Source organism: Natronomonas sp. (assembly GCF_046710025.1).
In the GTDB taxonomy this organism is placed as follows: Archaea; Halobacteriota; Halobacteria; order Halobacteriales; family Haloarculaceae; genus Natronomonas.
In genome coordinates this window covers 1-22,966 of sequence record NZ_JBKEGK010000006.1, presented here as the reverse complement: position 1 = coordinate 22,966, position 22,966 = coordinate 1, and the positions used below count along the sequence as shown (strand labels likewise).

The window sequence follows — 22,966 nt, the reverse complement described above, 5'->3', positions numbered from 1 at the left end:
CGTCGTGCGGTTTTTCGAATCGGCTGTTTCCACGACCGGGAGATATAAACAGAACCGCTATTCGTCCCGTCCGTTTGCGGCGTGTCCGTCGCCACCGTCAGCGTCGTCGTCTTCAGCGTCGTTGCTTCCCCCGGCGTCGCCACCGTCATCCCTACCGACATCGTCCTGTCCGTCGCTGTCGTCCTCGCCGGGCCCTTCCGATACCGTCACCTGTGCCGCTCGCAGTACCTTGTCGGCCATCTCGTAGCCGGGTCGGTGGAGGTCGGCTACGGTCCCTTCGGGTTCGTCGCTCTCGACGCGGAGCAACACCTCGTGGCGCTTCGGGTCCGTCTCGGTCCCCGGATCGGGTTCGATTGGTTCGACGCCTTCGCCGGCGAGGACATCTTCGAGGCTCCGGAACGTCGCCTCGACGCCCTCGCGGATGTTCGCGTCGGCATCCTGTTCGAGCGCCCGAGAGAGGTTGTCGCGGACTGCAAGCAAGTCAGTGACGAGGTCCTCGGTTGCGCGGGCCTGTTCCTGCTCACGGCGCCGCTTTTGTCGCTTCTTATAGTTCTGGAACTCCGCCTGCTTGCGCTTGAGTCGGGACGCAAGATCCTCTCGCTCGCGTTCGAGGGCGGCGACTTCCTCGCGGAGCGTCGCAATCTCCTCGGCGACCGCTTCGGGAGCCTCGCCGTCGACGCGCTCTGTGATCGCTCCGATCGGCGGTCCGTCGGCCTCGCCGGAGGCGTCGTCCGGTTCCCCGTTTGCTCCGTTCGGTTCCCCCTCGATTCCGCCCGGGTCCGCCGACGGCTCCGCGCCGTCGTCGCCCGCATTGACGGCGTTCGCCTGCTCGTCGCTCATGTCTGAATGTACCCGTCGGCGACAATAAGGGTTGAGAAACGCCGCGACGGAGAAGTCGCTAACCCGGGTCAGCCGCCCACGGTTTCGTCTCGGCTTCGGCGAACTCGAAGAGTTCGTCGAACTCCTCGGGTAGTTGCGCTTCGACGTGGGCTATCTTTCCACCCGGCACCGTCTCCGTGAGAAGTGCAACGACGGCTTTCGCCCGGTAAACCGCTTCCCCCGGTTCGATCTGGGATGGACGGCCGTATCCGGTTTCCAGATCCAGATCGGCGTAGTTCAGCCGATCGACGACACGCTGTATGAACGCGTCGTAATCGTACGTGTGTCCGTGCTCTGCGGCCAACAGGTACCGATCTATTTCCATCGGGAGTGGGCCCGCGATGTCGGTTGCGCCACCTTCCACGACCCGCTCTCCGAGGGTCGTAAGAACGGCTCGCGTCGTCCGGACTGCGTCCGCCTGATTCCCGGCATCGATCCGGTGCTGAACCTCACCGACGAATCCGCTAAAGTTCGTGCTCATGGATATCCCAGGAGTGAGTCCCCGTTCCAGAACTGGAGCATCACACGATATAAACCCCCACGCTGAATCCAAAGGAGTGCGTTCGAACCTCGCACCGACGGCAACGTTCCCGAAGCCCCGTGGAGTTAAGCCGTTTCACCGTCCACCTCCCGGTGTGGTCACGCTTCGGTACGACGAGGGGACGATCCGGATCGAGGACGCCCCCGACGATGTCGCCCGCCTGTCGTTCGTCGAGGCCGACCCCCGTTCGAAAACCCACCGCGCGCCTGCCCACCGGTACCCCTTCCTACGCCGGATCTGCGCGGATCGAGGGCTCCGGGCTGACGACCGCGTCTTCGATCGGTTCGACCTCGAACCCCTCTCGACGGCCTACGACCTCCGAGGGTATCAGACCGAAGCGCTCGAGAATTGGCGCGACGCCGGCGACCGCGGCGTGATCGAGTTGCCGACCGGCAGCGGCAAAACCGTCGTCGCGATCGGCGCGATCGCAGCGCTCGACACCCCGACGCTCGTCGTCGTACCGACGATCGACCTGCTCGAGCAGTGGGCCGGCGAACTCGAATCAGAGTTCGGTGACACGACCGACATCGGCCGCCTCGGCGGCGGCGACCAGCGCCTCGAACCGATCACGGTCGCCACCTACGACTCGGCGTACCTCCGGGCCGACGGGATCGGCGACCGGTTCGGCTTGGTCGTCTTCGACGAGGTACACCACCTCGGCGGCGAGGGGTACCGCGATATCGCGCGGCTCTCGGCCGCCCCCGCCCGACTCGGCCTCACCGCGACGTTCGAGCGCCCCGACGGCGCTCACGAGGTGATCGAGGAGCTTCTCGGCCCTGTTGTCTACCGGCGTTCGGCCGACGACCTGGCGGGCGAACATCTCGCCGACTACGATATCAAGCGGATCGAAGTCGAGTTGACGGCCGAAGAACGGGAGACCTATGAGGCCCATCAGGGGACGTTCACGGACTATCTCGCGCGTTCGGGGATTCAACTCCGTTCGGGCAGCGACTACCAGGAACTCGTCAAGCGCTCGGGATCGGACCCCGAGGCCCGCGAGGCGCTGCTCGCCAAACAGCGCGCCCGCAAAGTAATGATGAACGCCGACCGGAAGGTCGAGGTGCTAGCCGACATCCTCGGTCGCCACCGCGAGGATCGGATCATCGTCTTCACCGCCTACACCGACCTCGTCTACGAACTCGCCTCGCGGTTTCTGATCCCGCCGATCACGAACGAGACGCCGGCCGACGAGCGCCGTGAGATCCTCGATCGGTTCCGCCGCGGGGCGTACTCCCGCGTCGTCGCCGCGAACGTCCTCGACGAGGGCGTCGACGTGCCCGACGCGAACGTCGCTGTCGTGCTCTCGGGCAGCGGTTCCGAGCGGGAGTTCACCCAACGGCTCGGCCGGGTGCTGCGGCCGAAAGACCTCGGGGCCGCCGATCCGGACGCCGACCCGACGCGGTCCCGCGCCGGCCGGGCTATCCTGTACGAGGTCGTCACGAGCGAGACCGCCGAGGAGCGGGTTTCGCGGCGTCGACGGTGAACGATTTAGCTGAAAGTAGGCGCTAAGCCCCCTTCCTCAGCGAGCGCCGACCGAAGGGAGGGCGCGAGCAGAGAGGGGATACAGCGTTCACAAGAGCGAAGCTCTTGTGCGCGGACGAAACGCTCCGCGTCTCGTCAACGCCGCACAGTTCTCATACACGATTCAGTGGCAGGCCCACAGGCCCACGCAATCGCAACGTTTTTGCAGTAGGGTAGCATAATATTAACCGAACCCAATGGAGTACGACCTCGACACGGGAGCGCACTCGACGTATTCCCTGCACTACCACCTGATACTCACCACGAAGTATCGGCGCGGAGTGCTAACCGAGGAGCGAACCCAATTCATTCACGAGGTCATCAGCGGGTTCACGGACAACTACGGTGTCGAATTGACGAACCTCGACGGCGAGGACGACCACGTACACATCCTCTTCCGAGCGAAACCAACCACAGACCTCGTGAGGTTCATCAACACGGTCAAGGGCGCGACCGCCCGCCGTATCCGCAACGAGTACGCGGACGAACTGAAGACCGAACTGTGGGGCGACTCGTTCTGGAACGACTCGTACTGTCTCATCTCGACGGGGCAGGTGCCACTGGATGTGCTGAAACAGTACGTCGAGAACCAACGCGAGTAGAGAGTCATGTACTACGCCTACAAGTACCGTCTCAAGCCGTCCGACGCCCACCGTGAGGAGTTGGACCGCCACCGAGACATTTGTAGGCAACTGTACAACCACACGCTCTATCGCCTCAACGAGTACCAAGACGAACACGGTGAACTGCCGTCCATGACCACGCTACGGTCGGAGCTACCCGACCTCAAGAAGTGGTGGGACGGCCTCTCGGACGTGTACTCAAAGGTTCTCCAAACCGTCGTGGAACGCCTGTTCGACAACCTCAAAGGACTCTCCAAACTCAAGGAGAACGGTTACGGCGTCAGCCAACTCAAGTGGAAGCCGCCACGGGAATTCCGCAGTTTCACGTACAGTCAGTCTGGCTTCAAGCTCGACAAAAAGGGCGGTCAGACTGTGCTGTCACTCTCGAAACTCGCGGACATACCGATACGACTCCACCGCGCCATCCCCGAGGACGCGAAACTCAAGCAGGTCACGGTCAAGAAGGAACCGACGGGCGAGTGGTTCGCCACGTTCGGCGTCGAAATGGACCGTGAACCACCCGAACCGCCTGAGAACCCCGAGAAGTGCGTCGGTATCGACGTGGGGATTCTCAAGTACGCCCACGACACCGACGGCACGGCGGTCGAATCGCTCGACCTCTCGGACGAGCGCGAACGCTTGGAGCGCGAGCAACGGAAGCTCTCGCGCAAACAGCACGGGTCGAACAACTACGAGAAGCAACGGCGGCGCGTGGCGGAGTGTCACGCCGACCTCCGACGGAAGCGCCACGACTTCTTGCACAAACTCTCGGCGTACTACGCTCGGGAGTACGACCTCGTAGCGGTTGAAGACCTGAACGTGAAGGGGATGATGGAAAGTCCGTCGAACAGCCGCAACACGGCGTCTGCCGCGTGGCGGACGTTCCTCTCATTGCTCGAATACAAGTGTGAGCGAGAGGGAACGCACTTCGTCGCGGTCAACCCGAGAGGGACGACCAAGGAGTGCGCGTCGTGCGGCGTTTCGACGGAGAAGCCGTTGTGGGTCCGTGAACACTCCTGTCCCGCCTGCGGGTTTGAGGCGGACAGGGACGCGAATGCGGCGTGGAACATTCTTTTTCGCGGCCTCGAAGACGTAGGAGTGGGATGCTCCGAAGGAACGTCCTCAGAATCGCAGAGCGATTCTGATGTGCGAACGAGAGCTTCGCTCTCGTTAACGCCTGTGGAGACTGCGCTCCCTGTGGATACACCTGTGTCTGCAAAGCGCGTCGTGGAAGCAGGAAGCCCTACCCTCAAGGAGCGAACGGCGCCAGCCGTGAGCGAGTAGGGTAGGGTAGGGTAGTTCACCGAGTCAGCCAACCGCCGTTGCGATTGATTTCTCCGGAGTACGCCGGGGGATTTAACCCTGCCCCGCTCCGATCGCCGGACGAAATGGGGTGGCGAAAGCGGGGTGGGCAGCTCCTTCAGGTGCTGTTGATCGTCGTCTTAGTGTCGCTGCTCGTTGGCGCATATCTCGGCCAGCCGATCCTGTTGAGCTTCGTCGAGACGGGAAGCATGGAGCCGACGCTCGACCCCGGCGACGGGTTTGTGGCGGTCCCCGCCGCGGCCTCCGGCGAGATCGAACAGGGTGATGTCGTCGTGTTCAACGCCCAACAGCTCAACGGCGGCGGGCTGACGACCCACCGCGTCGTCGGCGAGACCGAGGCGGGGTACGTCACCCAAGGCGACGCCAACCCCTTCACCGATCAGGACGGCGACGAACCGCCCGTCACCGAGGGCCAGATCGTCGCCACCGCGCTCCAGGTAAACGGTGAGGTGCTCGTCATTCCGGAGTTGGGAACTGCCTCCACCGCGATCGGGGGCGTCGTCGAGTCGGTCCAACGGCAACTCGCGAGTGTGTCCGGAACCCGGCTGTTCCTCGGTACGCAAGGGATCGCGTTGCTCATCGCCGGGTTGGGTGCGGCCGTCCTCCTCTACGGGATGCTCTTCGAGGACGACCGCCAGCGTTCGGGCCGCGAGCGCGATCGGGGGCGAAACCGCGAGGGGGTCTACGACCCGCGCCGGCTGGTGCTCGCGATGGCGCTTTTTATTACGCTCGTCTCCGGCGGGACGATGGTCGCGATGTCGAACACTCAAGAGTACGGGATGATAAGTGCCGAGTTCGACTCCGAGGACCCGACCACGGTCCCGGTCGGGGAATCGAGCAACGTGACCTACCCCGCATTGAACGCCGGACAACTCCCCGTTTACGCGTTCTACTCCTCGGCGAGCGCAAACGTCGAGGCCGACCGGGGGCCGATCCGCATGGATCGTGGCGCTCAGCACAACGTCACGGTGACGCTGCAGGCGCCCCCCGAGACGGGGTTTTACCCCCAGTACGTTCAGGAGTACCGGTACTTCGCGGTGCTTCCCGAGCCTGTCATCGCCGGGTTGTACAGTCTCCACCCCTGGCTGCCCATTTTCGCAGTTAGCGCCACGATGGGCGGGGGGATTCTTCTGCTCGGCTTCGTGATCGCCGGCACGAAACCCGTCCGAATCCGCGAATCCGACCGGGATTCATGGCTATGAGGGACTCACAACGCTTTTATTTCATCTCTCCGGAATCACTTACGAAATGGGCGGCCGATTTGAGTTGAAACTTCGGATGGTCGCCGACGAGTACGCCATCGCCGTCGTCGCGGTACTCGTCGCTCTCACGCTGGCCGGTGGCGGCCTGATCTACACGACCCACGTCGATCCGGGGACCGAAACTCGCGAGGAGGTCGTCGCCGAGTGGGAGACAACCGGGGAGTATACCCACAGCGCCACGATTACGAACGGGACCGCGGTGTTCCCCCTCGGCTCAACGCTTTCGGATCGCTCGGTGTACTACACGCGAATTGCGCCGATCCTCGACACTGACTTCGCATACGGCTTTAGCGGTGCTGACGGCGAGTTGGACGTTGAGGGTGAGACGACGCTCGTGATCAGATCCGTCGACGATGGCGGCGGGGACGGTGAGCGTACTGAGTTCTGGCGACAGGAGGAACGTCTCGACACGTTCTCCGGGACAGTCACCCCGGGCGAGACGGTGACGTCGACGACCTCGGTGAACGTCTCGGCGGTTGCCGCGGAGATCGAGACCATACAGTCGGAGCTTGGGGCCTCCCCCGGCACGACGGAAGTTCGGGTCCGAACCGCCGTCAGTGCGACGGGCGAAATCGCGGGCGGGAGCGAGTCGTACCAGTTGACCCACGCGCTCACGCTTGAGCCCGGCGGCGGAACGTATACCGTCGAGACGCCCGGCCCCGCGAGCGAAACCGGCCAGCGCACCCGATCGTTCACGACCGAGCAAACCTACGGGCTCCCGAGACGCGCCGGCGGCCCAGCACTCCTGCTCGTCGGCCTGCTCGGCCTCGCCGGCTTCGCCGCCGCCTCCTACCGCGATGTCTTCGAGGTCACGGACGCCGAGCGTCGCAGCCTCAACTTCGCGGACCGTCGCGAGGACCTCGACGACTGGATCTCCGGCGGTTCGGTCGGCGGGTTGACCGACGACCGCGCCCCCGTCCAGGTCGACACGCTCGATGGCCTCGTCGACATCGCGATCGACACCGACGAGCGCGTCCTCGAGGACGTCGAGCGCCGCGGGTACTACGTCCCGGACGGCGACATCTGCTACGTCTACGAGCCGGATCCGGAGATCGACATCACCCGATTTAGGCCCTGAGCCGACTCCAAAGCTGATTCTCTTGCCTGCTTCCCGCGGCGAGTACCCTGCTCCATGCCCCTGAGCCCGGTACCGAAACTGACAGTACCCGGGCGGGTATGATATGAGCTATGCCTTCACGTGACCCACCGGATTGGGAATTCAAGGAACGCGATGTATTGGTGTTACGCGAGCTCTCGAGGGATTCGCAGCTCTCCTCGCGGGAGCTCGCCGAGATACTCGAGGAGAAACACGACATCGATGTCTCCCACGTCACCGTCTCCGAGTCGATCCGGGCGATGCGTGAGGAGGGCGTCTTTCGGGAGGCGATTATTCCCAACGAGGAGTACTTCTATTTCGCACTCTTCGAATTCAAGTTCAACCCCGAACACTTCGAGTCGGGGTGGCGCGATGCGATGGAATTTGTCCGAGATTCGCACAACACACTGTTGTATTTCCTCTCGGACGGCGAGTACCAGTGGAAATCGGTGATGATGTTCACCGACCGGGAGGCCCAATCGCAGTGGATCCACGAGTTCTACAAGCGCTACGGCGCCGTCGTCGACAACATCCGCAACTCGCTAATGACGAACGTCCTGAAGTTCCGGACCGATCCTGAAATCCTCGAGAATCTTCACGAGTGCGGGCGAGAGTAAGCGCCCGTGGCGTCTCGCGTCGGACCGGGCGTCGGCCCTGGATCGGCGTTTTCATACCCTATCAGCGCCATCGGTCGGTATGACCCTCAGCGGGCTCTCATCGGCTCCCGTGGTGGCTCGCTTTCCGATCGGCCTCGTCGCCGCCGTCGCCGCCCTCGTCGTGATGGATCAAGCGATGGCGCGGCTTCCGGAGGGAGCGACTCCGCCGCGGGTCGCCGCCGGCGTGTTGACGCGGACCCACCCCGATGACGCGCCAGCCCGCCTCGCCGCTGTTGCCCACTATGCCGCCGGATTGGGCACCGGGCTCCTGTTCGTGTATTTCTCGCTGCTCGCCGAAACGCTTCTGGGCGGCGCCTCCGCGCTGTCGGTCGCGGCGACGACGCTCGTACTGTACGTTCTGATGGTCGCGTTCTTCGTCGTCGTCCCGCTACCGCGGGCGCCCGGTCTCGATCAGGCGCGTCGGCGCGGTACCGCTCGCGATTGGGCCGCCTCCGCCGCGGTCTATCTCACGGCCCTCGTCCCCGCGGTCATCGGCCTCACGCTCGCGACGGCGTGAACACCGTGGAGACAAGCCGAGCGCCACCCTGATAAGAGGCGGAACAGACAGACCGTCCGGCCACGGACGAATATACACGACGAAAGTACCCATCCGGAAGGGCGTTGAGAAAACTGGCTCGGAACCAATAAAGTCGTTCCAGAACACGGCTAGGCGAACGGAAAACATTCGTCTCAGTTTACGAGTAAAAATCTTTTCTTCGTGTGACAATTCGATATCGATCGAGCCGTTATTTAAGTAGGCTATGATCCATCAATCGGATGCAATCCACACAACACAGCTTCTATAATTCGGTCACGACCACACAGCTCCCTGAACGCGTAACTGAGCTATCGGCGGAGTACGACCGCCTCATCGGGGTCCGTGACGAATTTGTCTGGCGATGGATCTACTCGTTGCTCCCGTCGTTTCGGCTCCCCTGTGTCGCCGACTCCTACCACCCGGTCGTCAGAGAACAAAAGACGATCCTTACCCTGTTCATCACGTTGCTCGACGATGTCGCCGAACACGACGGCGACAAAGCCACCTTCGAACAGGCGCGAAACGTCCCGTTTCCACACCAGACGGTTGACACGAGCCGTTCCGACGTTGATACTGACACGGTCAAACTCGCCGAGCGACTGTGGACCGCCTTCGAGGCGCCGCTACACGACGCGCCACGGGGACCGGAGTTTCTCGACGTTCTCAGATACGACGTTCGGCAAGCGCTCAACGCGATGGATTACACGTGGCTCGTCGGGAACAACCCGAGCGCGGCGAACCTCGCGGAGTCGTATCGGTACGGAACGCACAACATGATTATGTACCCGTACGCCAATGTTGATCTAATGCATGCGCCTGAGTTCGATCGCGCTGACCTCGCGGCGCTCCGGGAGACGCTCGGCGAACTCCAACGGCTGGCCCGGATCGGCAACTGGGTGACGACGTGGGAACGAGAAATCAAAGAAGGGGACTACTCTTCCGGCGTTGTCGTCGCTGCGCTCGAAACGGGGCTTTTCGATCCAGCCGAGCTCCCCGAGACACCCTCCGAAGCGGAAGCCAAGCGGTACGTCGAAGCGATCGCCGACCACGACATGGAGTCACGGCTTGAGTCGGAGTGGCACGAACGCTTCGAGAAGCTCCGCGCCGAAACGCCGGACGCGGAGTCGGTCGACCTCGATGCACTCGTCGAAGGGATGTCGACGGTCTTCGAATACCATCAAGAGAGTCGAGGAATGAAATAAAATGAACGACCGAGCGTTTCGGGCGGAGCGATGTGCCCGTTGGAAACTGTCTCGGGCGACCCCACCACAGTGACGATGAGCTCCCGTGGAGACGTGGCATTGGGCAAGGAGGGGCCGATTCGTATTCTCCACGTTGACGACGATCCGGCACTGGCCGAAATGGCTGCTGAGTTTTTGTGTCGCGAACACGATCAGTTCGACTGTACCACCGAAGTAGCTCCGGAGCAGGCCATTGAACGGCTTCGGGAGGAATCGTTCGACTGTGTCGTCTCGGACTACGATATGCCGAGGATGGACGGGTTGGAGTTTCTGGAGGCCGTCCGGGATGAGAACCCTGAGCTGCCGTTCATCCTGTTTACGGGGAAAGGAAGCGAAGAGATCGCGAGCGAGGCGATCGCATCGGGGGTTACCGGCTACTTACAAAAAGAGGGAAACGTCGAACACTACACCGTACTCGCGAATCGTATCATAAACGCTGTGACGCAGTACCGAACCGAACAGAAGATAGAGCAGACGCAGCAGAAGTTCCGAAAACTCGCAAAACACTCGACCGACGTGGTCCAGATCGTCGACGAGACCGGGGAATGGCAGTATCTTTCGCCGTCCTCGGACCGGATTCTCGGCTACGAGCCGGCCGATCTTATCGGCGATATCGGGTTCGACTACATCCATCCGGAAGACCGACAGGAGGCCATCGAGCAGTTCAGCCGCGCGATAGAGGATCCCAACCGGATCTCCTCGGTCGAGTTCCGGTTCGACCACTCGCGGAAAGACTGGGTCTGGCTCGAAAACCACGCCCGGAACATGGTCGATGATCCGGTTATCGATGGCTTCATCGTCCATACTCGGGAGATCACCGATCGGAAACGGCACGCGCAGGAGCTACAACGACAGAACGAACGACTTGAGAAGTTCATGGGGTTCATCTCCCACGACCTCCGGAGCCCGCTGAGCGTCGTTGTGGCACGAAACGAACTCGCAAGAGCGGAGTGCGAGAGCGAACACCTCGAAGCGATCGAGACGGCTGCCGACCGGATGGAGGAGATAATCGACGGGACCCTGGCGTGGGCGCGTAGCGGGAAGGTCATCGACGAAGTCGAATCCGTCGAACTATCGGAGATCGCCGGCGACTCGTGGGCGAACGTCGCGACGGCGGACGCTGAGCTCCACGAAGAGGGGAGTACGGTAATCCGGGCCGATCCGGACCGCCTCAAAACGCTTTTCGAGAATCTCTTTCGGAACAGTCTCGAGCACGGCTCCACGGGCCGTCGAACAACCGGTGAGGATCACCATGCGGACGACGCGTCGCTGACGGTTCGTGTCGGGACGCTCGAGAACGGGTTCTACGTCGCCGACGACGGGCCGGGGATCCCGGCGTCGGATCGTGACGTGGCGTTCGAGTCCAACTACTCGAGCGGCGAGGGCGGCGTCGGGCTCGGGTTGACGATCTGCAGGGAGATCGCCGAGGCACACGGGTGGACGATATCGATAACGGATGGAGAAGACGGCGGGGCACGGATCGAGCTAACGGGAGTCGAAACGCGGACCGAGGAGAGAACATGAACGATATTGAGACCGAACTCAGAGAACAGTTCCATACAGCGGTAGAGTCAGCCGAATACCCAGTCGAAAGCCGCGGCGAGATCGTCGCCGCGCTGCCACGTGGCATGTTGACTCGGTTTGAAACCGGTGAGTTTTCGATGTCTGTCGCAACCATCGCGGCGAAGCTGTATCATCACCAAGATTTCCCGTACGTAACGCCGGAAGCCCTCGTTGACGACCTGATCGAGGGGTTGCGTGCGGAGGATCTGCTCTAGCGGTGCCCGGCCACCGGCACCGTCGCACATCGCGGGTGAAGCGGCGTAGCCGACTCAACATCCGCGACGGTGCCGCAGGCGATTTGAGAAAGCGGAGCCTCGCTATCCCGGTCTCTGGGCCGTCCCCGCCGATTTGTCTCTCTTGTCGTCACCGTCGACAACTGTATGATAGGCGTGACCGGCGAGCCACGACCCGATCGGCTCACTATCGATCAAGACTGATTCCGTATCGTCGGCTAGGCGTCCCCGGCACTTAGAACGCAGGGAAGCCGTCACACGGAGTCCGTTTCGCCGCATCGGGAGCGCCGAGTGAGCAACGACAGTACTTTGCCGCGGGCTTCGGACGATCAGGTCCCGCCAGGAGTGGAAACACCCGCGTCGATTAGCTCTTCCGCGGCTGTCTTGATCTCCTCGTAGACATCGCCGAGGATGTCCTCGGAGAACTCGGGCGTATCCTTCCCTGGGGTGGGATCATCGGTCCTGACCGACGGATCGTCGTTTTCCTCGGCGTCCTCGTCCCAGAGGATAATGAGCGTAGATGTAACGTATTCCATCCCGGGGCGGTCGAAGAAGTCGACGCGGGTCGCAGACCAATCGAAGTATCCCTCTTTCTCGTACAGGTTGACCTCTTCGCGGACCGTCGCTCGATACCGCCCCGGCGGAAGACCCGGCGGGGCCGATCCATCGGTTTCGAAGTTCGTCACCGCGCCGCGTGGCGTATATCGGCCGTCGCCTTCGTGATGCAGAACATACGGTTTGTGCGTGCCGAACGGAAGCTGGTAGTGGATCAATCGGCCGTCGCCGACGACCTCCGGGTTCGTCGTATCGAACTCCTGGCCGGGGTCGAAGTTCGCATCTGCGGGGTCATCAGCGAACCCCTCGAACGTCGTTCCAGTTCCACGGTAGTTCAACGCCGCAACGAGACTCGATGTCTCCTCAAGCGGTCGCTTACCTCCTTTGTTGCCGCCGTTTCCACGCTTCGCCGACGCGGTACCCGTTATGCCGGCGGCTCCGGTGGCCCCCGCCCCGATCGATCTAAGTACCGTTCGTCGACTTGCGTATTCGAATGGTGTATCGGTCATGATGTACCAGTACGAACGATCAAATGCGTGAAATTCACATAACTGTTCGATAGATTTCATCTGGTAAAACTGACTCGACGGCGTGACTCGTCTAAGTATAGCCACGGCGGCCGTTGAACCACTTGGGGTGACACTCACTGCTCTGGATAGCAAGCATGAATTTGTCAGGTCGAGAGTACCCCCGCGGTTGAGCAAAGAGATATCAAAACAGCCTAGTTGAGTGCCCGTTGTGGCGAGTGGTTCGGGACGCTCCGCGTCCCGTCATCACGGACCTCCCTAATTCTCCTACGACTCAAAGCCGCTCTCGTCGTTATGTGCAGACGTGCGGCTGTCTGCCTGCTGTTAGCTCTCGAACACCGCGGGATCGAAGGGGGCAGCCGTCTCCCAGTAGCGCTCGAACGTCTCTGTGGCCCACGTGCGGATGCCCTCGTCGTCGGTGTGCAACGAAGCCTGTAAGAGCCCCGCGTCGTCGCGCACGAGCAGGTACACCGTCCCGTCGGCGACCAGCACCGCCAAGGGTATTTTTTCCTCGCGAACGCGGATCTCGGCACCTTCGGCGTCGGCCAGCGTCCGCAGCCGGTCCCAGAGGCGCTCGTCGGCTGCAAGCGCGCGGATGGCGCTTTTCGAGAGAACGGCCTCGAACGCCTGTTCGCCCGCCTCCACGCGCGTCCGGACCGTCGACAGGCTCTGTTCGTTGAGGGTGTGTGAAAACGCCTGCAGGCTGTCGGCATCGTCCATCGCCTCGAGCACGCGCTGCAACGGCGCACTCGGGCGCGTCCGACTCGGAACAGTAACCGTCGCGTCGGCGAGCCGACGGAGGTCGAACCCCATCGCGTCCGTCGGGAGATACGCCACGACGTCGCGCAGTTTGGCCTCGGTTTCGAGGATCGACAACAGGTCGGCGACGCCGTCGGCGACCAACGCCCCGGTAGCCGTGGCGACGTACGCGCCGCCGTCGCGTTCGACCCACGATCGGTCGGCAAAGTCTTGGAGGATCCGCCCCAGCGTCGCCTGTGAGGCCCCGGTGGCCTCGGCGAGGCGCCGGCGGCTGTGTGGCTCGGCAGCCACCAACTGCAGCACCTCGACCCGGTTTTTCGAGCGGGCCAAGAACTCCATCTCCTCGAGCGGGGCCTCCATACGCGATACATCGGGCGGCAAGATAAACCGTCTTCGCTCCCCGAAATGATTTCACGCTGTGCATCGCTGTCGCTGCGGGCATCCGTTTCCCGTCATGGAATTTTTTACGATTTTCGTTATATGTGTTCGGCCCCTTCAAACTAGTATGTCGGATTCCTCCATACGTATCGAGCAATCGTTCGAAGCAGTAATCGAGGTGTTGCGATAGCGTGTTCTCGCGGCGAACCGGCGCGCTGTTTCTCGTCTCGGCCGTCCTCTTTGGCGGGACCTTCGTCGCGGCGAAGGCCGGGTTGGCGCACCTTCCGCCGCTGTTCTTTGTGGCGGTCCGCTTCGATATCGGCGCGGTCGTTCTCGCGGCGTACGCGGCGACCAGTCTCTCGCGGGCGGAGCTACGACCTCGGACCGTCGGCGATGTCGTCGGCATCCTCGCGACGGGGCTGCTCGTCATCGGGCTGACCAACGCGCTGTTGTTCGTCGGCCAACAATACACGACGAGTGGCGTGGCCGCGGTCGTGTTCAGCCTGAACCCGATCCTGACCCCGGTGTTCGCCGCCCTCCTGCTCTCGGAGGATCGGCTCTCCGTGCGCGGATCGGCCGGAATGGTCGTGGGCTTACTCGGCGTTGGGCTGGTCGCGGACCCCGACCCGTCGGCGCTACTCGGCGGCGGAATCGCCATCCCGCTTCTGTTTTGCGGCGCGGCGACGAGCGCGCTCGGCGCTGTGGTGATCCGCCGCGCTGAGGCGACGATGTCGAGTACCGCCCGGACGGTTTGGGGCGTGCCGCTGGCGGCCGTCCTCTCGCACGCGCTCAGCCTTTCCGCCGGGGAGTCCGTTCCTGGACTCTCCATGCCGCCGATCGCGCTCGCGGCGCTTTTGTACGTCGGCGTGTTCTCGGGGGCGATCGCCTACCTCACGTACTTCGCGCTCGTCGACGAGGCAGGCGCGACGCGGGCGAACCTGTTGTTCTACTTCGTCCCCGTGGTGTCAGCGATCGGCGGGTGGGCCGTACTCGGCGAGACGCTGCCGGTCGCCTCCCTCGTCGGTTTCGGCGTCATCTTCACCGGCTTTCTCATCGTCAGCGGCCCGCCGGTTGCCCTTCCAGCATCGATTCGACGCGCCCTCCGCGAACGAATCGCCCGCGGTCGTCTCTGACTGCGACGCCCTTCGGCGTGCCTGAGTCATATAGACTCCCGACGAGGGGTTATAAACCCTGAATGCACGACTGAGGTATACGTGGATCGGGTGCGTAGCGGCTTCCGGATCGCACCCCGTTTATATACGCCCGATGCACACCCTACTCAAGTACGCGTCCTGCTGTGGGCGTTGTCTACCGGAATACAACGAGAAAGCCTCGCGTTTCAGCGCGGGGCGGAACTCAACTGGACTCCGCACGGAGCTCGTACCCCTCCCCGCGCTCATATACCTCGTGGAACAGCGCCTCGAGGAAGTCGGCGGCGTGTTTCGCGTCTGTCACCGCCGAGACGTAACACACGCCCATGGTCGCTTTCCGCGTCTCGGGTTGTTTGATCTTGAACACGTGATACGTGGACAGCAACGAGTCGAGTCGGTCGCGCTCGTCCGCGTTGAGTTCGAGACGAAGGACCCGGTCGTCGTACTCCACCGACGCGTCCCCGGCACGGAAGATGGTCGCCTCGCCACGTCGGCGCGACTCGACGATCTGTCGCACGAGCAACTGTCGCCTCTCCCCGGGGCTGTCGGCGGCCATACCCCGACCTCGGTCGTCCGGCCACATCAACCCCGCGCTCCGCACGGTCACCCGCGCTTAGCCGGCGCTTGATCCTCGCGTCTTGAGACACTTCGCTCGCGTTCAGTCAAGACTTTTAGGGACCGTTGTGAATGAACAATCATGAGTCAACCGAAGATCCTGCTGCTTGGGGCGCCGGGCGCCGGTAAGGGAACGCAATCGAGCAACCTCGTCGAGCACTACGCTGTCGAGCACGTGACGACCGGCGATGCGCTGCGCGCCAACAAGGACATGGAAACCGAACACGGGACGCCTCGGGAGTACATGGAAGCGGGAGAGTTGGTCCCCGACCCCCTCGTCAACGAGATCGTCAAGGCCGCAGTTGAGGACGCCGGCGGGTTCGTCCTTGACGGCTATCCGCGGAACCTCTCACAGGCGGAGTACCTCTCGGACATCACTGACCTCGATCTTGTTGCGCTGCTTGACGTGAGCAAAGAGGAACTCGTCGACCGGCTCACCGGCCGCCGGATGGACCCCGAGACGGGCGACATCTATCACACGGAGTTCAATATGCCCGACGACGAGGCCGTCCGCGATCGCCTCGTCCAGCGCGACGACGACACCGAGGAGACGGTCCGCGAGCGCCTCCGCGTCTTCGAGGAGAACACCCAACCCGTGATTGATCACTACGAGGAGACGGGCGAACTCGTCCGGATCGACGGCGAGCAGGCCCCCGAGGAGGTCTGGAACGACCTCGACGCCGCGATCGAAGACGCGGCTTGAAGCGCGCGATCCGTTGTATCGGCTGTTCACCGACGGAGAAGCCACGGCCGCGGTTCGAACGCCGCCTCGGATGGCCTGTGCCCGGAGCGTTGCGGCCGAAAGAATCTAGTCTTGGGACCCGTACTCGAACCAATGAGACACCGATTCGCCGCGACCGCGTGCTGTCTGCTCGTCGTGCTCTCTGGGTGTGCGGGGGTCGGAGTTGGACCGGGAACCCCGACGGACGGGACACCGATGTCTCCGACAGCGACCGAGACTGCACCGCCACCCGACGGCACGCTTGAGGTTCACGCTATCGACGTCGGCCAGGCCGACGCGACGCTGCTCCGGACCGGCGAAGAGACGATGCTGATTGATTCGGGCGACTGGCGCGACGACGGAGAGACCGTCCTCGAGTATCTCGACGCCCACGACGTCGACCGGATCGACCACCTCGTTTCGACGCACAGCCATGCGGACCATATCGGCGGCCACGAGGCGATTATCGACCACTACGAGACCGAGCGCGGCGGGATCGGGGCGGTCTACGACTCGGGCGTTACGCACACCTCCCAGACCTATGAGCGATACTTAGATGCAGTTGAGCGTCACAACGTGACGCTCTTCGAGGTTCGCTCCGGCGACGAGATCCCCCTCGATGGGGCGGCGGCGACGGTCCTCTCCCCATCGCCCCCCGTCGGTGATGACCTCCATAGCAACGGCGTTTCGGTGTCGATCGCCGTCGGGGAGACCTCGTTCCTGTTCACCGGCGATGCCGAGCGCGAAACCGAATCGCGGCTGCTCGAGACTCACGGCGACCGTCTCGATGTCGACGTCTACCAGGCCGGCCACCACGGGTCGAACACCTCCTCCGGGCCGGCGTTTCTCGACACCGTCGACCCTGCGGTCGCGATCGTCTCCTCGGGTTATGACTCCCAGTTCGGCCATCCCCACGACGAACCGCTCGAACGCTTCGCCGATCGGGGAATCCGGACGGTCTGGACGGGGATTCACGGCTCGATCGTCCTCGAAAGCGACGGCGAGGAGATCGTTATCCGGACCCAGACAGCGGCGACGACCAGCCCACTCGAAATAAAAACCGCTCCCGAGGCCACCGCCGCTCCGGCCGATCCGACCGAGGAGCGCTTCGTGGTCGGGGCAGCGGCCGCGGCCACTGCCATCGGCGTGGAGGCCCTCGCCCCTGTTACCGCCGCTGGGGTGATCGCGTGACGCTCGACGGGACATACGGCGGAACGCTGGATCGGATTACCGAGGGAATCGCGGTCATCCTCGTTGAGGCCGACGACGAGACACTCGCCGAGCGTCGCGTTTCCGATGCAGGGCTCCCGGCCGAGGCGTCGGCCGGAGACGTCTGTTCGCTCACCTTTGAGGACGGGACGCTGGTCGACATCGAGGTGTTGCCGGAGCGGACGGCGGACCGGCGACAGCGGCTCCGGGAGCGTTTCGACGCCCTCTCCGAACGGCTCGATGAGGAGCGTGAGAAGGACGGCTAGCGCTCGATCGCTCCGGAGAGGTGACCGCGCTCGAAGGTAAAAGGTTGATTACCCACCATATCGTACATTCGATAATGGCACGCACAGCCTCGAAAGTACAGGAACTCGTCGCGGAGGACGCTGAGATGGAGGACGCGCTCGAGTACCTCCTCGACCGCGCCGACGAAGGAACCGTCTCATGGGGCGATGTCTCCGACGAACTCACGAGCGGCCAGTGGGGGCGGCTCATCGAAACCGGGGTACTCGTCGATTCGGACGGTGAGGGCTTCGACGTCGCGGACCCGGAGGGCGTCCGAGACACGCTTGAGGACGACGAACTCGAGTTGCCCGACGCGCCCGATGGTGACTCCTCGTGGTCGAAGTGGGACAAGATGGCCGCCGTCGGCTCGGTTGCGATGTTCGCAGGCTACACGTTCAGTGCGGTCCGGGAACCGCTTGCGGACACGCTGAACATCGCGCTCGGCCCGCTTCTTGACCTGCTCCCGTTCTTTGCCGTCGTGATGGTGCTCGCGCTGTTCACCGGGCTCTACTCGACGCTGTTGCAGTCGAACCTGATGAACATGGAGGTCATGGGCGCCTACCAGGGCCGGATGAAGGAGATCCAAGAGCGCCGCAAGGAGGCCAAAGAGCGTGGCGACGACGAGGCCCTCGAACAGATCCAAGACGAACAGATGGAGGCGATGACGGACAACCTCGGGATGTTCAAAGAGCAGTTCCGCCCGATGGTGTGGATCATGCTGTTGACCATCCCGGTCTTCCTTTGGATGTACGCCATCGTCGGCTTCCGCGGCGAGCCGCTGTATCCCGGGATCGATCTCGCGCCGATGGTGATGCCGATCGTCGGCGAGGTCGGCTGGAACGAGGGACTCGTGGGGCCGCTACAGGCGTGGATCGGCTGGTACTTCGTCTGCTCGATGTGCTTCACGCAGGTCATCCGCAAGTCGCTGAACATCCAGACGACGCCGACGTGATCTGCGTCGCACGGCTCCGTTTCGGGTAGTCGGCGGTTTCTTGATCCGCGAACGGTAACGCCTTTGACCCACAGCGGCGCAGTACTGATATGTTGATAACCATCTCCGGCCCCGCCGGCAGCGGCAAGAGCACGGTCGCCGCCGGGTTGGCCGAACGGCTGGGATCCGAACACATAAGCGGTGGTGACATCTTCCGGGAGGTCGCCGCCGAGCGCGATCTCACGCCGCTCGAATTGAACAAACTCGCCGAGGATGAAGACTCGATCGACCGGGATCTCGACCGGCGACAGCGCGAACTCGCCGCGGAGCGCGACGACCTCGTGCTTGAATCGCGGTTGGCGGGTTGGATGGCCGGCGACCACGCCGACTTCCGGATCTGGCTCGATGCTCCGCTCGACATCCGCGCCGAGCGGATCGCCGACCGCGAGGACAAGGCCGTCGGGACGGCCCGCGAGGAGACCGTCGAACGGGCCGACAGCGAGGCATTGCGCTACCAGGAGTACTACGACATCGACATCGATGAGCTCGATATCTACGACCTCGCACTCAACACTGCCCGCTTTTCGCCCGGTGCGGTTCTCGACGTCGTCATCACCGCCGTCGAGGCCTACGACATTGTTGACGACGAGGGCAAGACCCCGATTGACGGCGTCGAGTACGACTTTTGACCATGCGTGAGCGTGGCCCGCCAACCGAGCGCGACCCGGCGACGCTGCTGGAGTTCGGCGTCGTCAATCTCGACAAGCCGCCGGGGCCGTCGGCCCACCAGGTCGCCGCCTGGGTCCGGGATATGGCCGATGTCGACCGCGCCGCCCACGCGGGAACCCTCGACCCGAAGGTCACCGGCTGCCTGCCGATCCTGACGGGGACGGCCACCCGCGCGGCGCAGGTGTTCGACGACAGCCGAAAGGGGTACGTCGCCGTCCTCGAAGCTCACGGGCGGCTCCCCGACGACTTCGAATCGACGCTCTCGGAGTTCGAGGCTGCCCTCTATCAGAAACCTCCACGAAAATCCGCCGTCGTCCGTCGGCTCCGAACGCGCGAGATACACCGGCTTGAATCCCTCGAACGCGAGGAGCGCCGGGCGCTGCTCGATATCGAGTGTGCGAGCGGCACCTACGTCCGGAAGCTCTGTCACGACCTCGGACTCGCGTTGGGGACCGGCGCGCACATGGGCGACCTCCGGCGGACGAAGACCGCCGGGTTCAACCACGCGACGCTTTCGACGATGGAGGACCTCGCCGACGGCCTCGCGTTCTGGCGCGAGTCGGACGACGCTGATCTACTCCGGACGGTCGTTTCGCCGGCTGAACGCGCCCTCGAGGGGCTCCCGGAGCTGACCGTCGCGCACTCGGCCGCCCGCGAGATTGCCGAGGGGGCGCCGGTGTATGCCCCCGGTGTGGTCGACACGGAGTTGGCCGGCGCCGACGCGGGCGATCTCGTGGCCTGTTATACCCCCGACGACGCCGCGGTCTGTCTCGGTCACCTGGTCGGCGATCCCGGCTCGGAGTCGGGGACGGTCGTCGAGTTGGAACGCGTGCTGGTCTGAGTATCGACCCGAAACGAAGAGGTTAAACGTTGCTCAACCGTCCGTCGAGTTGCGAGGGACCGTGGGGTAGTGGTATCCTCTGCGCATGGGGTGCGTTGGACCCGTGTTCGAATCACGGCGGTCCCACTCACAAAAACACTTCTGCGAAGTCTACTGATTCGTTAACCTTTTCTAAGGCCGTAACCGGGTTCCCCCGGAGGGGGTCAGCGTGAGTCGCCGAGACCAGCGGTCAGGACTCGGTCGGTTCGGCGTCAAACCCTCTCCAGTTGTCCGCTCGCCAGCCCGGAATCCTGATGGATCTGTGATCTGCCCCGAGTGCGGGCAGGACGTCACAGCATCGAAGACGACCCCCCGCATCCGGGACCCCGACCTCGACGATCGCGAACTCCGCGAGCAAATCGACGAGCTCCTTACGCACGGCTGGCTCTGTACTCGCCACGAGTACGACGTCGTCATCCCTGTCGAGTGTCGAGATCGGGACGCTTCGAACCTTCAGGACGGCTGGACAGGCATCCGTCTCGTCTTCGCTGACGAGATTGTTCGCTGGGTCCCGACTCCACGGAAGGAACTCCGGCGAAGGACCTCCGATGTCTGAGGACGTCGACGCGGAGTTCGCTGCCCTCGAGGCCGCCGACCCCGCCCGCCGCTTCGAGAGCGACGACGACGAGGGCGACGAGAAGGACATCGAGCCCTACGAGCCCGACGACGAGCACGACTCGACGATCCTCGTCGACGTGATCAAGCCGCAGATCCACGAGTTCAGCGGGAAGATCCTCTTCGCCCCCTTCGAGTCGGAGCCCGACGTCGACGGGATGCGGCCGTACTTCGCGATCGTCTCCGCGTTCGAACCCGACCTCGAGGCCGAGGTCGACGTCGACGACACGACGTGGGCCATCGATCACGGTCTTGAGGACGACGACGAGTACAAGAAGTCGACCATCCGCTACTGGGACGGCGCGATCGCGACTCGCGAGCAGGACAGCGGGGAGAACTTCCTCGAGTACCAGATCCCCGTCTTCGACACGAGTGATCCGAAGCGAAACCGTCGGATCAACTTCCAGTTCCGGCCGTCGCTGCCGAACGCCGAGCACGCCGAGACCGGCGAGCGGATCCAGTCGCTCCCCGAGACGCTGCCCGAGGGCGTCCGCGTCGAAGTCCAGGCATCGAATGTCGAGCCCGACGAGATCGTCGATATCCTGCAGGCCCTTGCTGGCGAGATCGGCGTCAACTCACAGTACTTCGATCGCGATGCGATTCATCCCTGGAGCCGGACGCTCGGCATGGGCGTCTACGTCCGCTGTCAGCGCGACGTCGTCAACGAGCAGGTGATCGGTTCCGGCGGGATCTTCGACCGGCTCGCACAGTTCGAGCGGCAGCGTGAGGGCCGCGGCGAACTGAAGTGGGACAACCAGGATGCGTTCGGAAAGCGCCACGCGGTCGCGCTCGATCCGACGCAATTGAACCACCTTTATCGCGAGCACTCCGTCGGGAAGCTCCTGAAGAGCTACCTGACGAAGAACCCCTGCGAGGCCGGGAACACGTCGACATCCACCGATCATCCGAAGATCGAGGTCCAGTACAACCGCGAGTACACGCCGTTCGGCGACCATCTCCCCTGGTTCGATGAGCACGCCGACGAAGCCGAGGGTCAAGCGGTCCAGAAGTTCGGCTACGAGACGCTGCAGCGCCGTCTCGAGGAGTATCTGCTCAACGCGCTCGAGTGGGCGGAGATGCCGCGGACGTCCGGCCATCCGGTCTTCGTCTCCGACGACCACTTCGACGCCGAGCAGCGGCTCAGCCAGGCCGCTGCTGACGCGATGGACTTCGTCCCCGATCCTGTCGAGGACGTCGTCGACGCCGAGCGCGATACCGTGACGCGGGAGATCGTCGAGAAGCAGCCGACTGATGGCGAGAAGGACGTCCTCGAGGCCGCGGCGGACGGCGGCGCCTTCGAGACGCTCCAGGAGCTCGCCGAGGACGCCGACGTCTCCTCGAGTACAGCGTCACGATGCGTCCGGAAGTTCGAGCGGTTGTTCTCGAAGTTCAGCGGGATCCAGGTGGCGGACGACATCGTTCGCGAGCGTCTCCAGGAGCTGCTCGGCGCGCTCGACGATCGCCTCGACCAGCTGCATCGCGGGATGGATCGACTTGCCTCCGGATCCACGACCGTCGACGAAGACTCAGCGCTCGGGCAGTGGGTACAGCGCTGGGGCGTGAAGATCTCCGAGTCGGGGTATCGACACTCTGACCAGCTCCAGGTCGCGATCGCTGGGGGGAACCTCACCCAACGGGAGCTGCTCGAGGTCCTCCGGGCCGGCTACAACGCTGCTGATCTGACCCAGAGCGTCGACGTCGGTCGCTTCGCGAGCGCCGAGGTTTCCTACTACGATCGCGATGGCGAGCGCGTCGACATCGGCGAGTGGGTCGGCGTCAACCAGGGCGGTCGGACGAAGCTGCTCGGGAAACTCGAGGTGGACGCCCTCCACTGACGCGGTCCTGGCGAGAGGCATCACTATCCTGCGACCCGTTTCTTTATAAGTGGCTCCGCGTGCCAGCCGGGGCGTCGCGTTGATCGCCGGCTTTGAGCGCGCGATCGCGGTCGCGACCGCCGCTGGCTCGCCGCCCCGATTTCGCCTTCCGGGCAGGAGGGCCTACGGGAGTGTCCCTAACGGGACAAAGACCTGCTCAGGCTGTTGCGTTCTGAGTATTTAAAACCGGCGTGAGCCGGTATTGACGACCTGTAATGTCTGTAGTTCCTAACCCAACAGACAGGCCGTCAGAAGACGCAA

The 22,966-nt window shown here is 63.5% G+C and carries 24 protein-coding genes and 1 tRNA gene; 20 read left to right on the top strand and 5 right to left on the bottom strand.

What is annotated here, in order from left to right; translation table 11 throughout:
* Positions 1 to 57: 57 nt before the first annotated feature.
* Both ACI944_RS00985 and ACI944_RS00980 read right to left on the bottom strand, forming a co-directional pair.
* Positions 58 to 840 (bottom strand): nucleotide exchange factor GrpE, encoded by a 783-nt coding sequence (locus ACI944_RS00985; RefSeq protein WP_411717200.1) that lies wholly within the window; start codon positions 838 to 840, stop codon positions 58 to 60.
* A 58-nt stretch (positions 841 to 898) separates the two neighbouring features.
* Positions 899 to 1,360, bottom strand: coding sequence for a DUF2267 domain-containing protein (locus tag ACI944_RS00980; protein ID WP_411717199.1), 462 nt, complete (start codon positions 1,358 to 1,360; stop codon positions 899 to 901).
* Between the two features lie 154 nt (positions 1,361 to 1,514).
* Here ACI944_RS00980 and ACI944_RS00975 point away from each other — a divergent pair, with 154 nt between their 5' ends.
* From ACI944_RS00975 to ACI944_RS00930, 10 genes are all read left to right on the top strand, one after another.
* Positions 1,515 to 2,903, top strand: a complete 1,389-nt coding sequence (locus tag ACI944_RS00975) for a DEAD/DEAH box helicase (protein ID WP_411717198.1) — start codon at positions 1,515 to 1,517, stop codon at positions 2,901 to 2,903.
* 235 nt (positions 2,904 to 3,138) lie between these two features.
* Complete coding sequence (gene tnpA / locus ACI944_RS00970) at positions 3,139 to 3,543, top strand: IS200/IS605 family transposase (protein ID WP_411717196.1); 405 nt, start codon at positions 3,139 to 3,141, stop codon at positions 3,541 to 3,543.
* Between the two features lie 6 nt (positions 3,544 to 3,549).
* Positions 3,550 to 4,848 (top strand): RNA-guided endonuclease InsQ/TnpB family protein, encoded by a 1,299-nt coding sequence (locus ACI944_RS00965; protein ID WP_411717195.1) that lies wholly within the window; start codon positions 3,550 to 3,552, stop codon positions 4,846 to 4,848.
* 104 nt (positions 4,849 to 4,952) lie between these two features.
* Positions 4,953 to 6,089, top strand: coding sequence for a signal peptidase I (locus ACI944_RS00960; protein WP_411717194.1), 1,137 nt, complete (start codon positions 4,953 to 4,955; stop codon positions 6,087 to 6,089).
* Between the two features lie 46 nt (positions 6,090 to 6,135).
* A complete protein-coding gene (locus ACI944_RS00955; protein ID WP_411717193.1) occupies positions 6,136 to 7,227 on the top strand; it encodes a DUF5305 domain-containing protein in 1,092 nt (363 codons plus the stop codon).
* Between the two features lie 110 nt (positions 7,228 to 7,337).
* On the top strand, positions 7,338 to 7,862 hold the full coding sequence (locus ACI944_RS00950; RefSeq protein WP_411717192.1) for a winged helix-turn-helix domain-containing protein: 525 nt from the start codon (positions 7,338 to 7,340) through the stop codon (positions 7,860 to 7,862).
* A gap of 79 nt (positions 7,863 to 7,941) precedes the next feature.
* The gene (locus tag ACI944_RS00945; RefSeq protein WP_411717191.1) at positions 7,942 to 8,418 is read left to right on the top strand and encodes a hypothetical protein; all 477 of its coding nucleotides are present in this window, start codon (positions 7,942 to 7,944) and stop codon (positions 8,416 to 8,418) included.
* 260 nt (positions 8,419 to 8,678) lie between these two features.
* The gene (locus ACI944_RS00940) at positions 8,679 to 9,641 is read left to right on the top strand and encodes a hypothetical protein (protein ID WP_411717190.1); all 963 of its coding nucleotides are present in this window, start codon (positions 8,679 to 8,681) and stop codon (positions 9,639 to 9,641) included.
* Positions 9,642 to 9,716: 75 nt separating this feature from the next.
* Entirely contained in the window at positions 9,717 to 11,204 is a 1,488-nt protein-coding gene (locus ACI944_RS00935) for a response regulator (protein ID WP_411717189.1), read from the top strand.
* Positions 11,201 to 11,458 (top strand): MTH865 family protein, encoded by a 258-nt coding sequence (locus ACI944_RS00930; RefSeq protein WP_411717188.1) that lies wholly within the window; start codon positions 11,201 to 11,203, stop codon positions 11,456 to 11,458. The genes ACI944_RS00935 and ACI944_RS00930 overlap by 4 nt, the downstream gene beginning before the upstream one ends.
* A 347-nt stretch (positions 11,459 to 11,805) precedes the next feature.
* Here the strand turns inward: ACI944_RS00930 and ACI944_RS00925 are convergent, their stop codons facing one another.
* Complete coding sequence (locus ACI944_RS00925) at positions 11,806 to 12,540, bottom strand: hypothetical protein (RefSeq protein WP_411717187.1); 735 nt, start codon at positions 12,538 to 12,540, stop codon at positions 11,806 to 11,808.
* Between the two features lie 342 nt (positions 12,541 to 12,882).
* Positions 12,883 to 13,677, bottom strand: a complete 795-nt coding sequence (locus ACI944_RS00920; RefSeq protein WP_411717186.1) for a helix-turn-helix transcriptional regulator — start codon at positions 13,675 to 13,677, stop codon at positions 12,883 to 12,885.
* Positions 13,678 to 13,886: 209 nt separating this feature from the next.
* On the opposite strand from ACI944_RS00920, the gene ACI944_RS00915 reads away from it, so the two are divergent.
* Positions 13,887 to 14,828 (top strand): DMT family transporter, encoded by a 942-nt coding sequence (locus ACI944_RS00915; RefSeq protein ID WP_411717185.1) that lies wholly within the window; start codon positions 13,887 to 13,889, stop codon positions 14,826 to 14,828.
* 223 nt (positions 14,829 to 15,051) lie between these two features.
* Here ACI944_RS00915 and ACI944_RS00910 read toward each other — a convergent pair whose 3' ends face one another.
* Entirely contained in the window at positions 15,052 to 15,402 is a 351-nt protein-coding gene (locus ACI944_RS00910; RefSeq protein ID WP_411717184.1) for a hypothetical protein, read from the bottom strand.
* A gap of 141 nt (positions 15,403 to 15,543) precedes the next feature.
* Between ACI944_RS00910 and ACI944_RS00905 the strand changes: the two genes are divergently transcribed.
* The 9 genes from ACI944_RS00905 (at position 15,544) to ACI944_RS00865 (ending at position 22,666) form a co-directional block, all read left to right on the top strand.
* Positions 15,544 to 16,164 (top strand): adenylate kinase, encoded by a 621-nt coding sequence (locus tag ACI944_RS00905; protein WP_411717183.1) that lies wholly within the window; start codon positions 15,544 to 15,546, stop codon positions 16,162 to 16,164.
* A gap of 132 nt (positions 16,165 to 16,296) precedes the next feature.
* A complete protein-coding gene (locus ACI944_RS00900) occupies positions 16,297 to 17,373 on the top strand; it encodes a ComEC/Rec2 family competence protein (RefSeq protein ID WP_411717182.1) in 1,077 nt (358 codons plus the stop codon).
* Entirely contained in the window at positions 17,370 to 17,657 is a 288-nt protein-coding gene (locus ACI944_RS00895; protein ID WP_411717181.1) for a DUF3006 domain-containing protein, read from the top strand. Before ACI944_RS00900 ends, ACI944_RS00895 begins: the two co-directional genes overlap by 4 nt.
* A gap of 74 nt (positions 17,658 to 17,731) precedes the next feature.
* Positions 17,732 to 18,628, top strand: coding sequence for a DUF106 domain-containing protein (locus ACI944_RS00890; RefSeq protein ID WP_411717180.1), 897 nt, complete (start codon positions 17,732 to 17,734; stop codon positions 18,626 to 18,628).
* An 89-nt stretch (positions 18,629 to 18,717) separates the two neighbouring features.
* On the top strand, positions 18,718 to 19,296 hold the full coding sequence (gene cmk, locus ACI944_RS00885) for a (d)CMP kinase (protein ID WP_411717179.1): 579 nt from the start codon (positions 18,718 to 18,720) through the stop codon (positions 19,294 to 19,296).
* Positions 19,297 to 19,298: 2 nt separating this feature from the next.
* On the top strand, positions 19,299 to 20,177 hold the full coding sequence (locus ACI944_RS00880; protein ID WP_411717178.1) for an RNA-guided pseudouridylation complex pseudouridine synthase subunit Cbf5: 879 nt from the start codon (positions 19,299 to 19,301) through the stop codon (positions 20,175 to 20,177).
* Between the two features lie 55 nt (positions 20,178 to 20,232).
* Positions 20,233 to 20,303 (top strand) — tRNA-Pro (locus ACI944_RS00875).
* Positions 20,304 to 20,385: 82 nt separating this feature from the next.
* Complete coding sequence (locus ACI944_RS00870; RefSeq protein ID WP_411717177.1) at positions 20,386 to 20,772, top strand: hypothetical protein; 387 nt, start codon at positions 20,386 to 20,388, stop codon at positions 20,770 to 20,772.
* On the top strand, positions 20,765 to 22,666 hold the full coding sequence (locus tag ACI944_RS00865) for a hypothetical protein (protein ID WP_411717176.1): 1,902 nt from the start codon (positions 20,765 to 20,767) through the stop codon (positions 22,664 to 22,666). Before ACI944_RS00870 ends, ACI944_RS00865 begins: the two co-directional genes overlap by 8 nt.
* Positions 22,667 to 22,966: the final 300 nt, after the last annotated feature.

Excerpts from the sequence above, each read along its gene's own strand:
- ACI944_RS00940 (WP_411717190.1), top strand. The coding sequence starts at position 8,679 with ATGCAATCCACACAACACAGCTTCTATAATTCGGTCACGACCACACAG.
- ACI944_RS00930 (WP_411717188.1), top strand. The coding sequence starts at position 11,201 with ATGAACGATATTGAGACCGAACTCAGAGAACAGTTCCATACAGCGGTA.
- ACI944_RS00950 (WP_411717192.1), top strand. The coding sequence starts at position 7,338 with ATGCCTTCACGTGACCCACCGGATTGGGAATTCAAGGAACGCGATGTA.
- ACI944_RS00980 (WP_411717199.1), bottom strand. The coding sequence starts at position 1,360 with ATGAGCACGAACTTTAGCGGATTCGTCGGTGAGGTTCAGCACCGGATC.
- ACI944_RS00900 (WP_411717182.1), top strand. The coding sequence starts at position 16,297 with ATGAGACACCGATTCGCCGCGACCGCGTGCTGTCTGCTCGTCGTGCTC.
- ACI944_RS00945 (WP_411717191.1), top strand. The coding sequence starts at position 7,942 with ATGACCCTCAGCGGGCTCTCATCGGCTCCCGTGGTGGCTCGCTTTCCG.
- ACI944_RS00920 (WP_411717186.1), bottom strand. The coding sequence starts at position 13,677 with ATGGAGGCCCCGCTCGAGGAGATGGAGTTCTTGGCCCGCTCGAAAAAC.
- ACI944_RS00905 (WP_411717183.1), top strand. The coding sequence starts at position 15,544 with ATGAGTCAACCGAAGATCCTGCTGCTTGGGGCGCCGGGCGCCGGTAAG.
- cmk (WP_411717179.1), top strand. The coding sequence starts at position 18,718 with ATGTTGATAACCATCTCCGGCCCCGCCGGCAGCGGCAAGAGCACGGTC.
- ACI944_RS00890 (WP_411717180.1), top strand. The coding sequence starts at position 17,732 with ATGGCACGCACAGCCTCGAAAGTACAGGAACTCGTCGCGGAGGACGCT.
- ACI944_RS00880 (WP_411717178.1), top strand. The coding sequence starts at position 19,299 with ATGCGTGAGCGTGGCCCGCCAACCGAGCGCGACCCGGCGACGCTGCTG.
- ACI944_RS00935 (WP_411717189.1), top strand. The coding sequence starts at position 9,717 with ATGAGCTCCCGTGGAGACGTGGCATTGGGCAAGGAGGGGCCGATTCGT.
- ACI944_RS00960 (WP_411717194.1), top strand. The coding sequence starts at position 4,953 with ATGGGGTGGCGAAAGCGGGGTGGGCAGCTCCTTCAGGTGCTGTTGATC.
- ACI944_RS00925 (WP_411717187.1), bottom strand. The coding sequence starts at position 12,540 with ATGACCGATACACCATTCGAATACGCAAGTCGACGAACGGTACTTAGA.
- tnpA (WP_411717196.1), top strand. The coding sequence starts at position 3,139 with ATGGAGTACGACCTCGACACGGGAGCGCACTCGACGTATTCCCTGCAC.
- ACI944_RS00910 (WP_411717184.1), bottom strand. The coding sequence starts at position 15,402 with ATGGCCGCCGACAGCCCCGGGGAGAGGCGACAGTTGCTCGTGCGACAG.
- ACI944_RS00985 (WP_411717200.1), bottom strand. The coding sequence starts at position 840 with ATGAGCGACGAGCAGGCGAACGCCGTCAATGCGGGCGACGACGGCGCG.
- ACI944_RS00965 (WP_411717195.1), top strand. The coding sequence starts at position 3,550 with ATGTACTACGCCTACAAGTACCGTCTCAAGCCGTCCGACGCCCACCGT.
- ACI944_RS00955 (WP_411717193.1), top strand. The coding sequence starts at position 6,136 with ATGGGCGGCCGATTTGAGTTGAAACTTCGGATGGTCGCCGACGAGTAC.
- ACI944_RS00865 (WP_411717176.1), top strand. The coding sequence starts at position 20,765 with ATGTCTGAGGACGTCGACGCGGAGTTCGCTGCCCTCGAGGCCGCCGAC.